The sequence below is a fragment of the Nonomuraea cavernae genome (genome assembly GCF_040655715.1).
Taxonomy (GTDB): Bacteria; Actinomycetota; Actinomycetes; order Streptosporangiales; family Streptosporangiaceae; genus Nonomuraea; species Nonomuraea cavernae_A.
In genome coordinates, this window is the sequence record NZ_JBFAKL010000017.1 from 34979 (window position 1) to 47313 (window position 12335).

Annotated in this window: 12 protein-coding genes; 2 read left to right on the plus strand and 10 right to left on the minus strand. The window is 70.5% G+C overall.

Going from position 1 to position 12335, the window contains the following annotated elements; genetic code table 11:
- Nucleotides 1-71: 71 nt before the first annotated feature.
- From AB0I38_RS24030 to AB0I38_RS24060, 7 genes are all read right to left on the minus strand, one after another.
- Complete coding sequence (locus AB0I38_RS24030) at nt 72-1064, minus strand: acyl-CoA desaturase (protein ID WP_358471641.1); 993 nt, start codon at nt 1062-1064, stop codon at nt 72-74.
- 19 nt (nt 1065-1083) lie between these two features.
- A complete protein-coding gene (locus AB0I38_RS24035) occupies nt 1084-1395 on the minus strand; it encodes a UBP-type zinc finger domain-containing protein (protein WP_358471642.1) in 312 nt (103 codons plus the stop codon).
- A 104-nt stretch (nt 1396-1499) separates the two neighbouring features.
- Complete coding sequence (locus tag AB0I38_RS24040) at nt 1500-2387, minus strand: ABC transporter permease (RefSeq protein ID WP_358471644.1); 888 nt, start codon at nt 2385-2387, stop codon at nt 1500-1502.
- Complete coding sequence (locus tag AB0I38_RS24045; RefSeq protein WP_358471646.1) at nt 2324-4435, minus strand: FtsX-like permease family protein; 2112 nt, start codon at nt 4433-4435, stop codon at nt 2324-2326. Before AB0I38_RS24045 ends, AB0I38_RS24040 begins: the two co-directional genes overlap by 64 nt.
- A gap of 125 nt (nt 4436-4560) precedes the next feature.
- The gene (locus AB0I38_RS24050) at nt 4561-5322 is read right to left on the minus strand and encodes an ABC transporter ATP-binding protein (protein WP_358471648.1); all 762 of its coding nucleotides are present in this window, start codon (nt 5320-5322) and stop codon (nt 4561-4563) included.
- Nucleotides 5319-6419: a FecCD family ABC transporter permease gene (locus AB0I38_RS24055; RefSeq protein ID WP_358471649.1), complete on the minus strand. Its 1101-nt coding sequence runs from the start codon at nt 6417-6419 to the stop codon at nt 5319-5321. Before AB0I38_RS24055 ends, AB0I38_RS24050 begins: the two co-directional genes overlap by 4 nt.
- Nucleotides 6416-7426: an ABC transporter substrate-binding protein gene (locus AB0I38_RS24060; RefSeq protein WP_358471651.1), complete on the minus strand. Its 1011-nt coding sequence runs from the start codon at nt 7424-7426 to the stop codon at nt 6416-6418. The genes AB0I38_RS24055 and AB0I38_RS24060 overlap by 4 nt, the downstream gene beginning before the upstream one ends.
- Before the next feature lie 374 nt (nt 7427-7800).
- On the opposite strand from AB0I38_RS24060, the gene AB0I38_RS24065 reads away from it, so the two are divergent.
- On the plus strand, nt 7801-8298 hold the full coding sequence (locus AB0I38_RS24065; protein ID WP_358471653.1) for a hypothetical protein: 498 nt from the start codon (nt 7801-7803) through the stop codon (nt 8296-8298).
- Between the two features lie 115 nt (nt 8299-8413).
- Nucleotides 8414-8734 (plus strand): plasmid stabilization protein, encoded by a 321-nt coding sequence (locus AB0I38_RS24070; RefSeq protein WP_358471654.1) that lies wholly within the window; start codon nt 8414-8416, stop codon nt 8732-8734.
- A 121-nt stretch (nt 8735-8855) separates the two neighbouring features.
- Here AB0I38_RS24070 and AB0I38_RS24075 read toward each other — a convergent pair whose 3' ends face one another.
- From AB0I38_RS24075 to AB0I38_RS24085, 3 genes are all read right to left on the minus strand, one after another.
- Nucleotides 8856-9410 carry a hemerythrin domain-containing protein gene (locus tag AB0I38_RS24075; protein WP_358471656.1) on the minus strand — a complete coding sequence of 185 codons (555 nt, stop codon included), beginning with the start codon at nt 9408-9410 and terminating at the stop codon, nt 8856-8858.
- A gap of 145 nt (nt 9411-9555) precedes the next feature.
- Complete coding sequence (locus tag AB0I38_RS24080; RefSeq protein WP_358471658.1) at nt 9556-10569, minus strand: hemolysin family protein; 1014 nt, start codon at nt 10567-10569, stop codon at nt 9556-9558.
- Nucleotides 10566-11912, minus strand: a complete 1347-nt coding sequence (locus tag AB0I38_RS24085; RefSeq protein ID WP_358471660.1) for a hemolysin family protein — start codon at nt 11910-11912, stop codon at nt 10566-10568. Before AB0I38_RS24085 ends, AB0I38_RS24080 begins: the two co-directional genes overlap by 4 nt.
- Nucleotides 11913-12335: the final 423 nt, after the last annotated feature.

Here is a 12335-nt window from a genome sequence, read left to right on the forward strand (position 1 = left end):
GCGCCCATCCGGGCCATTGCCCCCACTCTAGGTGCCAGGTGGTGGTGTGGACCCGCAGAGGAGGGCTGACGCTAGTCTCGACCGGGCGTCAGTCTCGGGCCGGCGCGGCGGAGTTGGATGCGTTCGTGGTCGGGCCAGTGCACGTGGCTCGCCCAGCCGAGCCGTTCGAACAGGCCGATCATGCCGGCGGATGGGTCGATCTGGCCGCGATCGAGGCCGTGACGGGCGCAGCTGGGCTCGCTGTGGTGGCCGTTGTGCCAGCTTTCGCCGAAGGACAGCAGGGCCAGCGGCCACAGGTTGGTGGAGCGGTCGTGGCGGCGGGTCTTGAAGGGCCTGTTGCCGATGACGTGGCACAGGGAGTTGACGCTCCAGGTGACGTGCTGGAGCAGCGCGACACGGAGCAGCCCGGCCCACAGGAAAGCGGTCAGGCCGCCGTACAGGGTGGTGGTGATCGCCCACCCGGCCAGGAACGGCAGCACCAGCGACAGCGCGCACAGCGCGGGGAAGGCACGAGCTACGCGCGTCATGGCCGCGTCGGCCAGCAGATCCGGAGCGTAACGCGCGGCCGGGGTCGAATCGTCGGCGAACAGCCAGCCCAGATGGGCGTGGGCAAGCCCCCGAAGCTGCCCACGCAGGCCGGTGCCGTACCGGTAGGGAGAGTGCGGATCACCAGGCCGGTCGGTGAAGGCGTGGTGGCGGCGATGCACCGCCACCCAGTCGATCACGTTGCCCTGAAAGCCCATCGACCCGGCGACGGCCAACGCCACGCGCAACCATGGCCGGGCGGTGAAGGAGGCATGGGTGAGCAGCCGATGGAAGCCGACCGTCACCCCCAGACCAGTCACCACATAGAGAACCGCGGCAAGCACCAGGTCGGCGAGTGTGACCCCCTGCCCCCACGCCAGGAAGATCGCGACGCCGAGTGCGATGAACGGCAGGACCACGATCGCGGCTGTCAGCCCCACCTGGACCCGGCCGGCTGGCGCGTGCTCTTCTGCCCCGGGGAAGGGCGATGCGCCGTCGTAGTTCTGACGGCGTTCCACCGCCTGTTCGGAGATGGTCATGAAGTGCCTTTCGTCTCGTTCATACGGTTCGCTGGTGTACGTAGCACCAACGCCAGGTCGACCGGGGCTTCAGGACCGTGACCACCGGATGGTCGGTTTCCCGGTAGTGAGCCTTGGCGTGGCCGCCCCGCGAACCGTCGGAGCAGGCCACCCACCCACAGGTCAGGCAGACCAGCAGGCGTGTCCAGGTCTGGCCGAGGGCCAGACATTCCTTGCATTCGGGTGGTCCGTACTCCACCGCCGGGAGTTGGTCGATGTGATCGCAGCGCGGGGCCTGACCGTTCAGGCCTGCGCGGGCGGTCGCGTTCATTCCCTGTGCGTCCAGGGTCATGACGACCCCCTCACGGTGACAGCGACGCAAGCTGCGCCGACTGGTCACCTACCATTCAGGGAGATCGGCGAGCCGCCGGAAATAGGCAATCCCAGCTAAGCTCATCAGCTGCGGCGATAGCGAGCCTTGTCAGTCGGCTGAGACGGGCAACGGGCTGCTGACCGGCGCTGAGCTGCTGACCGGCACTGGCGCCGCGCTGGCCGAACAGATGCAGATGCTGCCGGCCGTGGCCGGATTGCCAGTCGCCGCCGCCGCTCCGGGGATGTGGTGGCTCCACTGTGGCCGCACCGCCCGCGCCGCACCGCCCGCGGAGGTTGCGGTTGCGGCGGGAGCGGCTGCGGCCACCCGTCATGCTGGCGCACCCACGGGAGGGACCCCCGAAGCCGCAGCACGCCGGGCGTGACCGCCGACGCCTGCCCGGTCAGCACGATGTGCGGGACCACCAGGTTCCCGACGACCACGCCGAGCCCGGTGCCGGCCGCCAGCGACAGCCCGATGACGAACGCCTGCTCCGTCGCCAGCAGCCCGAACACCTGACGGGAGCTGGTCCCGAGCGCCCGCAGGACGGCGAACTCGGCCCTCCGTTCCCGCGCCGTGACCACGGCGTTCACCAGGAACCCGAGCACCGCGAACCCCAGCGCCGCGGCGAACCCCAGGCTCAGCGCCCCTTGCAGCCCGCTGGCCAGCGGATCGTCCCGCAGCGTCGCCGTCAGCCCGTGCCGGTCGACCATGGTCACGTCCCACTGGGGGCTCCTGCGCAGGACCTCCCGCGCCGGTGCGGTGTCGGCGGCGGCCAGCCACCACTCGGCGGCTGGCCGGGGCGGCTGCGCCGCGGCCAGTTGGTACGCCTGCAGCGCCTCCCAATCGGCGAGCACGGCCTGCTGGCCGGCGGCACTCGTCGGCATGCTCGCCACGAGGCCGACCACTTTCACCTGCAGGACCCCGCCGGCGAAGCCGGCCGGCCCGGTCTGCCCGACGTCCAGCTTGAGCACGGCGGCCAGGCCGGGGTGAGCACCACGGGCAGCGGTCCGAGCTCCCGCGACGGCGCGAAGGCGTCCACGCCCGGTGTCCGGCTGAAGGTCTGGGACACCGGCACGTCCCGGCCGTCGGCGCTCAGCCCGGTCAGCCTCAGGCCGGTCTGCTCGCCCGTGAAGAGGCCGCGCAGCGACAGCGGATACGTGATCGTGCCGGAGCGTCCGGCCAGCGAGACCAGATCGAGTTCGATCCGGTTCCCGCCCTCCCGTAGCTCGCCGAGCGACAGATCTCGCCACACGCCCAGCGCGTCGGACACCACCATCCGCGCCGGCACCGCGGCGTCCGCCTCGACCCGCACGGTGAGGGTGCGCGGTCGTCCGGGCAGGTCCAGCTTGCCGGCCCGGTCTCCGGCGAGGGCCCGGGACATCTGCGCGACCGTCTGCGCCGACAGGTCGGGGCGCAGGTCGAACAGCTCGCCGAGCTTGGTGGCGTCGAGCCCGAGCAGCAGCGCGCTCTCGCCGCTCACCTGGGTCTGCGCGCGAAAGGCGGGCGAGGCCGCGGTGACGCCGGGCAGTGTGGTGAACGCCGTGCCCCGCCCGAGCGACCCCAGCTCGGGCCCCTCCACTGGCCCGGACAGGCGCAGGTCGGACCCCGCCTGGTGGTCGGCCTGGTCGAGCTGTGAGGCCTGCCAGGTGGAGGTGGCGGCCATGGACACGACGCCGATCGCGATCGCCAAGGTCAGCAGCAGCGCGGGACCGGCGTACTTGAGGGGCCGCCTGCTGACCTGCCATGCCCCCAGCGCGGGGGCGAGCGTGGGCCTGCGCGCGGTCACCCGCTCGGCCAGCCGCGACACGCGCGGCACCAGCCGCAGCCCCAGCATGCCGCCCGCGAGCAGGGCCAGCGCCGGACCGGAGATGATCAGCGGGTCGATGCCGAGCCCGCCCGTCGCCGTCACGGTGACCGGCGCGCCGTAGCGCCGCAGCTGCCAGATCGCGAGCGCGGCCACCGCCAGCAGCGCCAGGTCCGCGCCAGCCCCCTCGATCAGCCCGCGCACGCCGCGCCCGCGTGCCGACTGCTCCTCCACGTACGTGCGCCGCGCACCCGCCAGGGTCGGCAGCGCCAGCAGCACGGCCGCGGCCAGGGCCACGCCGAACGACACGAGGAACGCGCGGAGATCGGCCGACGGCGCGAGGAGTACCCCCGAGGCCCTGATCCACGGCAGCCGGTGGACCAGCGCGAGCAGCGGCGGCCCGAGGAACGGCGCGACGATCGCGCACGGGACCGCCACCAGCAGCGCCTCACCTCCCGCCAGCGCGGCCAGACGCACCGTGCCCGCGCCACGCGAGCGCAGCAGCGCCACCTCCATGCGGCGGTGGTCGGCGAACAGCCGCGCGGTGAGCATCAGCGCGTACGCGGCCAGCAACAACAGCTGCAGCACCGGGATCAGCATGGTGGAGCGGGTCACCAGGGACGCGGTGGCGAGCTGGGTGAGGAGCTCGGGCAGGCGGCTGACGGCCAGGCAGTTCGCGCAGCCGGCCCCCGTCAGCCGCTCGCCCACCTGGTCGATCGCGTCCGCCAGCGGGCGCAGCCGCTCGGGCGTCAGCGTGCTGAGGTCCGGCTCAGCGAGATCGCCGCCTCGACGGCCGGTCCGCCGGTCCGCGGCCATCTGCCCGAGACCAGCCGGGCATGCCGGTCGAGCCCGTCGTGACTGCCGAACCTGAGCAGCTCGGGCGGCTTCTCGCCGTCCTGGCCCGGCATGACGTACGAGTCGGAGCGGAGGCTGGTGGTGACGGGGGGGGGGTGTGGTGTAGACCTTGGTGAGCTCGTCGCGCACGGACCGGTCGTACCTGGGGAAGGTCTCGGCGGTGACCTGGGCACTGATCGTGGTGGTCGTCTGGCGGTACGACGCCGTCTCCATCACCTGGCGGACGCCGGCGTCGGAGATGGAGGAGACGTACATCGTCAGCGCCACCAGTGTGGTGGTCGCCAGCAGGATCGACCCGAACGCGGCCAGGAGAGGCAGCGGCTGGCTGAGCGCCCTCTTGACGACCAACGGCCCCCGCATTCTTCCCCCTTCGCCCCTTCAGCTGACCTTCCGGGCGGGTGGGAACGAGGGCAAGAGTGCGCTTTCAACGGTGACGTACTTGATGCACCCATGTGATAGCGAAACTGTTACAAAGCGGGCTGGGCTCACTCGGCAGGCCTTACGGGCCGCTCCTCCTTGAGCCGTTCGAAGACGAGCTGGGGGCGCTGTACGGCGCGCACGCCGTACACCTGGGAGATGAGTTCGGGGGTGAGGACCTGGTCGGGCGGGCCGCCGGCGAGGATGCGGCCGGCGCTCATGACGTACAGGCGGTCGCAGAACGCGGCGGCCTGGTTGAGGTCGTGCAGGACGGCCAGTGTGGCGACGCCCAGCTCGCGGACGAGGTGCAGGATCTCCAGCTGGTGGCGGATGTCGAGGTGGGAGGTGGGTTCGTCGAGCAGGAGCAGGCGGGTCTCCTGGACCAGGGCGCGGGCGATGAGGGCCCGCTGTTTCTCACCGCCGGACAGGGTGGCGTAGACGCGTTCCTCCGCGGCTGCGAGGCCGACGCGGTCGAGGGCGCGCGCGCACCGCTCCTCGTCGTCGCCGGCGGCGCGTGCGTACGGCGTGCGGCCCATGAGCACGACCTCCCCGACGGTGAAGTCGAGCTCGGCGGGCGTTTCCTGGGCCACCACGGCGGTTCGCCGGGCAGACTCGCGCCAGGACAGGCGGTGTGCGTCGTCGCCGTCCACGCTGATGAGCCCGGCCGAGGGACGCAGCGCCCGGTAGATCGTGCGCAGCAGGGTGGATTTGCCGCAACCGTTCGGGCCGACCAGGGCGACGAACTCGCCGTCGTCCACCAGCAGGTCGGCCTCGTGGACGATCGAGCGGCCGTCGAGCTGTACGGAGACGCCGCGCAGGTCGAGCCTCATCCGACGGTCACCGCCCGGTCGACGGAGCGGCGGCGCAGCAGCCACAGGAAGAACGGCACGCCGAACAGCGCGGTGACGATGCTGAGCGCCAGCTCCTGCGGTGCGTTGATCGTGCGGGCGGCGATGTCCACGAGCTGCAGGAACGCGGCGCCGAGCAGCGCCGTGACCGGGAGCACCCGGCGGTGGTCGGCGCCGACGAGCAGCCGGGCCGCGTGCGGCACGATCAGCCCCACGAACGCGATCGCGCCGCTGGTGGCCACCATGACACCGACCAGCAGGGAGGTGAGCACGAAGAGCGTGAGCCGCAGGCGGTGCACGTTCACGCCGAGGGAGACGGCGGTCTCCTCGCCGGCGGTGAGCGCGTTGAGCGGGCGATGCTGCGACAGCAGATACACCAGGCCGGCGGCCAGGACGACGGTGGGCAGCGGCAGCATCTCCCAGCGGGCCCCGCCCAGGCTGCCCATCAGCCAGAACAGCACCTGCTGCGCCGCCCGGCCGCTCTGCGCCTGCTGCAGCACGAAGCTGTAGAGGGCCTGGAAGAGGTACGCCAGCGCCACCCCGGCCAGCACCAGCCGAGACGGCGTGAGCCGGCCCGAGCGCTGGGCCAGCATGTACACCAGGGCCAGGGCGAGCAGCGCGCCGGCGAAGGCGGCGCCCGACATCGACAGCCCGCCCAGCGTGGAGGCGCCCAGGATCAGCACGAGCACCGCGCCGAAGGACGCGCCGGAGGAGATGCCGAGCAGGAACGGGTCGGCCAGCGGGTTGCGCACCAGCGCCTGCAGCACCGCTCCGACCACCGCCAGCCCGGCCCCGACCAGGAGCGCCAGCAGCGCGCGCGGCAGCCGGAACTCCCACACGATCTGCTCCTGCACCGGGGTCCAGGTACGCGGGACCAGCCCCGGCACCAGGCGGTCGGCGACGATGCCCCAGGCTTGCGGCAGCGCGACGGGTACCGCGCCGATGCTCACCGCCAGCCACGTCGAGGCGACCACGGCCACCGCCAGCAGGACGACGAGCATCCCGAACCGGCCGCGGCGCCGGGCCGGTCCTCCGACACCGGCCGCCCCGGCCAGGTTCTGTCGGGTTTCGCTGGTCATGGGGTGAAGGCGTCAGGGTGCAGGAAGCGGGCGATGTCGGCGATGGCCAGGAGGTTGCGGTAGCCGGGATGCTGGGCTGTCACCGGCACCGGGAGCACCCGATTGTCCTTGGCCGCGGGGCTGTTCTTGGCGATGGCGAGGATGTCGGCGGACTTGGCCTGCACGGTCGGCATCTTCTCGCCCCGCAACGTGGCGTACTCGCTGACCAGGATGGCATCGGGTTGCGCGGCGCTGATCTGCTCCACGCTGACCTCGGCGTAGTCGCCCTTGACGTCGGCCAGCACGTTCTCTCCGCCGGCGGCGATGATCATCTGGTTGGTTATGCCGGAGCCGCCGTAGGCGTTGACGGGCCCCTTGCCGCCGTCGGTGGCCAGCACCTTGACCGGTGGCCGGCCGCTGACGCGTTCGCGCACGTCATCGAGCTTGCCGCGCAGGTCGGCGGCCAGTCGGTCGGCGCGGTCGGAGACGCCGAAGATCTTGCCGAGGTTCCGCAGGTCGGTGAAGGTGTCGTCGAGGGTGAACTCGAGTGTCTCCTCCGGGCTGCACCAGCCGCCCAGGATGTACACCGGGGAGCCGGCGGCGTCCAGTTCCTCCACGGTGGCGTAGCCGCCGCCGGCGTCGAAGCTGGCCATCGCGTTGTCGAGGACGAAGTCGGCGCCCTGGGAGAGCATGACCTCCTTCTGCGGCAGCATGATCGTCGGCGAGATCTCCGGGATCTTGTCGTACTGCTCCTCCTGGCCGGGCAGGAACGCGCTCTCGGAGAAGTTCGTCCGCCCGGCGATCCGGTCGCCGACGCCAAGGGCGAGCAGGGTCTCCAGGGCGGGGTGATAGCCGGTCACGACCTTGGCGGGCGGCTTGTCGAAGGTGAGGGTGCGCCCGCAGTTGGTGATCGTGACAGGGAAGCCTGCCTGGGGCGCCGCGGTGGAATCGGCCGGCTGCGTGGCGGCGGGCGCCTGCCCGCAGGCGGTCAGCGTCAGAGCCGCCACCAGGACGAGCGACTTTCTCATGATCCGGCTACCGCCTTCAGCGGCGCGCTGTCGCGAATGATCGGCCTGGCTGGGGCGGTACGGGGCGCGCGGCTCATGCGGTGAGGCTCCGGAGGTGAGGGGCGGACGATCCGTGATGCGAAGAACTACCTCATTCTGCACATAAGCCGCAATTGCTAGCAAGTTGCATTAGCAGCGGTGCCCGCCTCGCCGCACGGACCAAGCTCAGGTCAGGCGTGGCATGACCGCGCTCGCGCAACGCATCCGCCCGTCGGCCGGCTCGCTGGACGTGGCCATGGCGGCCCCTGCGACAGATCGCGCCGAGTCGTATACGCCATAATATTGCTCCTGCGAATAGATCGCAGCTAAGTGGGTTCGACGATGACGGGACGGTTGTGGACGATCAGATCGACGCCGGACTCGCGCCGGTCTTGGTGGAGGCACTCATGCTGCGGGCGGGGGCCGACGGCCGCTGGTCCTACCGGCGGGCTGCCGCGGCGCCGGGCCGGGGTGAGAGCCCTGACGAGGCCGCCCGCCGGATCAGTGGGCTGTCCGCTGACGCTGCGTCCACCGTCCTGCATTCCACGAGCTGGCGTTATCGGCCAGAGGGGCAGGTGGTGCTGACCTACGCCGTGTGCCCTGATCCCGCACCGCACCTGCCCGCCGCCGAACTACCCGCCCTGGACATCGCTCAAGGCGACGCGCCCGCCGTACCCACGCCCGAGCGGATCGACGTGGCGAACGTGGCGAGCCATGCGATCCGGCACCTGGCCTTCCTGATGGCCACGGACGCCGTGGTGCGTCGCGCGCTGCTGGACCATCCGCCCATCGCCATGGCCCTGTACGGGGTGACGCCGTCGACGATGGCGCGGCTGGAAAGCACCACAGCCTGAGCCGGTCGCCAGCGCCTCAGGTGCGAGAGCGGAGGCGATGTGAAGCGGATCTGTTTCGTGGATTTCGCCTGGGTAGTAGTCCTTGGATGCCTCAGAGTTCTGATGAGGAGGAGACATGCCTCGCGGATCGAGCCCGAAGCGGGAACGCCAGTACGAGCACATCAAGGACAGCGCCAAGCAGCGTGGCGAAAGCGACAAGCGCGCGACCGAGATCGCCGCGCGGACGGTGAACAAGGAGCGGGCCAGGTCCGGTGAGTCCCGGACCGCGAGCCGTACGTCCACCAAGGACATGTCGTCGAGTCGGCGAGGCGGACTACGCTCGCATTCCGGCGCCGCCGGCCGTACCAGGGATCAGCTGTACGCCGAGGCCAAGCGCCGCGGCGTCAAGGGCCGCTCCAAGATGAGCAAGGCGCAGCTGGAGAAGGCCCTCGGCTGACCGGGCCGGCGAACGGCCAGAGCGCGGCCAATGCCGCGACGTGCCCACTCTCGCGACATCTGCCCTGGCTCTCCGGCCGGGCTCCGCGTTGCCGGCCGGAGAGCCAGGGCAGATTGGGCGATCACCGCTTCAGGGCGGCGGCGAGTTCGTCCTTGGTCATGGACGAGTAGCCTTCGATGCCCTCGGCCTTGGCCCGCTCCTGTAGCTCCTGCTTGGTGCGGCCGGCGGGCTTGGGCGGCGAGGTCAGCAGGTCCGCCTTGGCGGCGCTGAAGGCGCGAGCCAGCTCGGTCAGCTTGCGGGCGGGCAGGGCCTTGCCCAGGGCCGGGAGGATCTCGCTCTCTTCTTCCTCGACGTGGTGCGTGACCGCCTTGACCAGGTCATCGAGGACCTGGTCGAAAGCCGGTCCGTCTGGGTCCGTGTCAAGAAGCCGGAGCAGCTTCTCCTCGGCCTCGTGATGTTCTTCGGTGCCGTGGTGCACTTCGCCTCGCTCGCTGGGCGCGGCCTTGGCCAGCGCGGGGTAGACCTCGTGTTCCTCGGCACGGGCATGCGCGGTGAACTTCGCGGCGAGCTCGGCCAGCAGTGCGGGCCGGTTCTCCCGTTCGGTGCGCAGCTTGTCGAAGAGGGCCTCGACGTCGCGGTGGTCGGCCGTGATCAGGTCGATGACGTTCTGTGGCATGTCCAACTCCTTGCAGGGGTCGCCAGATCGGCGCTGCTACCCCGGGAAGGCCGTTACACACGGCGAGCGGCAGATCCTGAAATCTCGTTACCGTCATGTCGCGCCGGCTACCCTGCCCCACCCCGGTAAACGGCAGCCCAACCGCTCAGGCTGCCATCAGCAGGGTGGTCAGCAGCGCGTCGAGGCTGATGAGGCCACGCACGGTGCCGTCGTCCGCGCGGATCAGCGCGATCTGACTGCGCTCCGCGCGCAGCCGCGTCACCGCGTCGGACACGGAGATGTCAGGGGGCAGCAGGGGCACGTGGTAGGCGAGGTCTCCTGCACTGGTGGAGGCTCCGCGACGGCGTGCCAGGTAGGCGTCGCGGATGTGTACGACGCCCGCCGGCTCCTGTCCGTTCCAGACCATGAGGCGCGAGCGCCCGGCCTGCAGGGAAGCGGTGATGATGTCCTGAGGCGAAGCCTCGGCGGGGACCCCGGCGATCTGCTCATGTGGTGTGATCAGTGCGGTGATGTCGGTACTCGGGGCGCGGAGGGCCTGGCTGAGGAGGACGTGGTCGTCGCTCTCGATCAGCCCGAGCTTGCGCGATTCCTCGACCAGGTGCTGGAGTTGCTCGGGGGTGCGGGGCGTGGCGTCGGACTCGCGCGGGTGCACGTGGAACAGGCGCAGCAACCCGTTCGTCGCCCCGTTCATGGCGCTGATCAGCGGGCGGACCAGCAGCGTGAAGCCGCGAAACGGCAGGGCCAGGACGATGGCGGCGCGTTCGGGACGGGCGATGGCCCAGGACTTGGGAGCCATTTCGCCGAGCACCATGTGCAGGAAGGTCACGATGGCCAGCGCGATGACGAAGGCGACCGCGTGGGCGCCGGCCTCGGGCAGGCCGGCGGCATGGAACACCGGGGTGAGCTTGCCCGCGATCAGCGGTTCGGAGACCACTCCCAAGGCGAGCGAGCACAACGTGATGCCGAGTTGGGCGCCGGCGAGCATGAGAGACAGTTCGCGGATGCCGGCCAGCGCCGCGGCGGCGGCCTTGCTGCCGCGGGCGGCGTCCTTTTCGAGCCGGTGGCGCTTTGCGGCGATCAGAGCGAACTCGGCGGCGACGAAGAAGCCGTTGCCTACCAGGAGGAAGAGAGTGAGCAGCAGACCGACGGTCAGGTTCACGGCTGTTCCTCCTTGTCCTTGCGGTGGGTGGTGATGCGGACGCGTTCGGGGACGTGCCGGTTCAGCGTCTGAACCTCGATCCGGACGTGGGTGGGCGCGGTGGCATCCATGGTCGCGGGCAGCTCCACGGTGACGCCGTCTCCGGGAACGGCGAAGCGGCCGAGCCGGTGCAGGATGAGGCCGGCGAGCGTGTCGTACTCGTCCTCGTCCGGCAGATTCAGATCTGTCCGCAGGGCGACCTCGTCGATGCGCAGCCCCGCGCTGAGTTCCCAGGCGTCGCCGCGGCGTACGACCGCTGGGGCGGCCACGTCGTTCTCGTCGGCGATCTCGCCGACGAGTTCCTCGGCGATGTCCTCCAAGGTCACCAGCCCGGCCAGGCCGCCATGCTCGTCGACCACGCAGGCCACCTCCTCGCCCCGCACGTGCAGTTGGCTCACCAGGTCGGGGAGCGAGAGGGAGAACGGCACGATCAGCACGTCATGCGTGATGTCGGAGATGAGGGTCGTCGGCCCCTTCTCGACAGGTACGGCGGCGACATCACGCAGGCTGACCAGGCCGATCACCTCATCCAGGGTGCCGCTGAGCACCGGATAGTGCGTGTGCCCATGCGTCGCGATGAGCTCGTCCAGTTCGACGACGGTCGCCGTGCCCCTGATGGTGATCACTTCGACCCTTGGCACCATCACCTCTTCGGCGGTGTGCTCGGAGAAGGCCAGCGCCCGTTCGAGGACGTCGGCCTGGCTGCCCGGCAGGCGTCCGTGGGCCTCGGACTCGCCGATGATGTGGCTGAGCTCCTCCAGGGTGGCACCGTGGTGCAGCTCCTCGACCGGCTCGATGCCCACGGCCCGCAGCAGGCGGTTCGCTGTGGTGTCGAACAGCTTGATGATCGGGCCGGCGACGGCGAGGTAGATCAGGGTGGAGGTGGCCAGCGCGCGCGCCAGCGGCTCGGGTTTCGCCAGAGCGAGGTTCTTGGGAGCCAGCTCGCCCAGCACCATCTGGATGACGGTGGCGAGCGCGAAACCTATGCCCAGCGCCACTCCGTCGACCGCGCCTGCGGGCAGGCCGATGGCGGTCAGCGCTGGGGCGATGAGCTCGGCGAGCGCGGGCCGGGCGATGAAGCCCACCACCAGCGCGGTGACGGTGATGCCGAGCTGGGCGCCGGAGAGCATGAACGACAGCCGCTCCATCACCTTGACCGCCTTGGCGGCCTTCTTGTCGCCGGCCGCGGCCTGCTGCGACAGGGCGAGCCGGTCGGCGGTTACGTAGGCGAACTCCTGGGCGACGAAGTAGCCGGTGGCCAGGGTGAGGAGGAAGATGGCCAGCAGGCCGAGAGCCACGGTCATCCCGCAGACCTCCAGCGCGCGAGCGTGTATGTACTACCTGGGTCCGCTGACACGGACACCACCACCGTTCCTTCCTGTCGGTCACCAGCTCGCGACGTGCTGAGGGAGCACTTTTGCCTGAAACGTGATCCGATCGGTCCAACAACACCAAATCGGACACATTTATCTAACGGGCGAGCCGGCACCAAAGTGCCGAATGTGATCCGTATCTCAGACGGACTCCTCTGCGGATCGGAGTTTCGACTGTCCGGAGCTGACTGCCCTCTCGCGGGGGGCCATCGTCCGGTCACTTGACGGGACAAATCCCCTGATTTCCCCATCAATCGCAACCCTGCTCTCACCTGGAAGGACACGGTTTGCTGGCCGCCGGAACCAGTCTTCGACGTTGATCGTTCAGGCGGGTGGCTGACACATGCCATCAAC

Coding starts and splice junctions, on each gene's coding strand:
- AB0I38_RS24050 (WP_358471648.1), bottom strand. CDS start 5,322: ATGAGGCTCGACCTGCGCGGCGTCTCCGTACAGCTCGACGGCCGCTCG.
- AB0I38_RS24085 (WP_358471660.1), bottom strand. CDS start 11,912: ATGACCGTGGCTCTCGGCCTGCTGGCCATCTTCCTCCTCACCCTGGCC.
- AB0I38_RS24070 (WP_358471654.1), top strand. CDS start 8,414: ATGCCTCGCGGATCGAGCCCGAAGCGGGAACGCCAGTACGAGCACATC.
- AB0I38_RS24045 (WP_358471646.1), bottom strand. CDS start 4,435: ATGCGGGGGCCGTTGGTCGTCAAGAGGGCGCTCAGCCAGCCGCTGCCT.
- AB0I38_RS24030 (WP_358471641.1), bottom strand. CDS start 1,064: ATGACCATCTCCGAACAGGCGGTGGAACGCCGTCAGAACTACGACGGC.
- AB0I38_RS24060 (WP_358471651.1), bottom strand. CDS start 7,426: ATGAGAAAGTCGCTCGTCCTGGTGGCGGCTCTGACGCTGACCGCCTGC.
- AB0I38_RS24035 (WP_358471642.1), bottom strand. CDS start 1,395: ATGACCCTGGACGCACAGGGAATGAACGCGACCGCCCGCGCAGGCCTG.
- AB0I38_RS24075 (WP_358471656.1), bottom strand. CDS start 9,410: ATGCCACAGAACGTCATCGACCTGATCACGGCCGACCACCGCGACGTC.
- AB0I38_RS24055 (WP_358471649.1), bottom strand. CDS start 6,419: ATGACCAGCGAAACCCGACAGAACCTGGCCGGGGCGGCCGGTGTCGGA.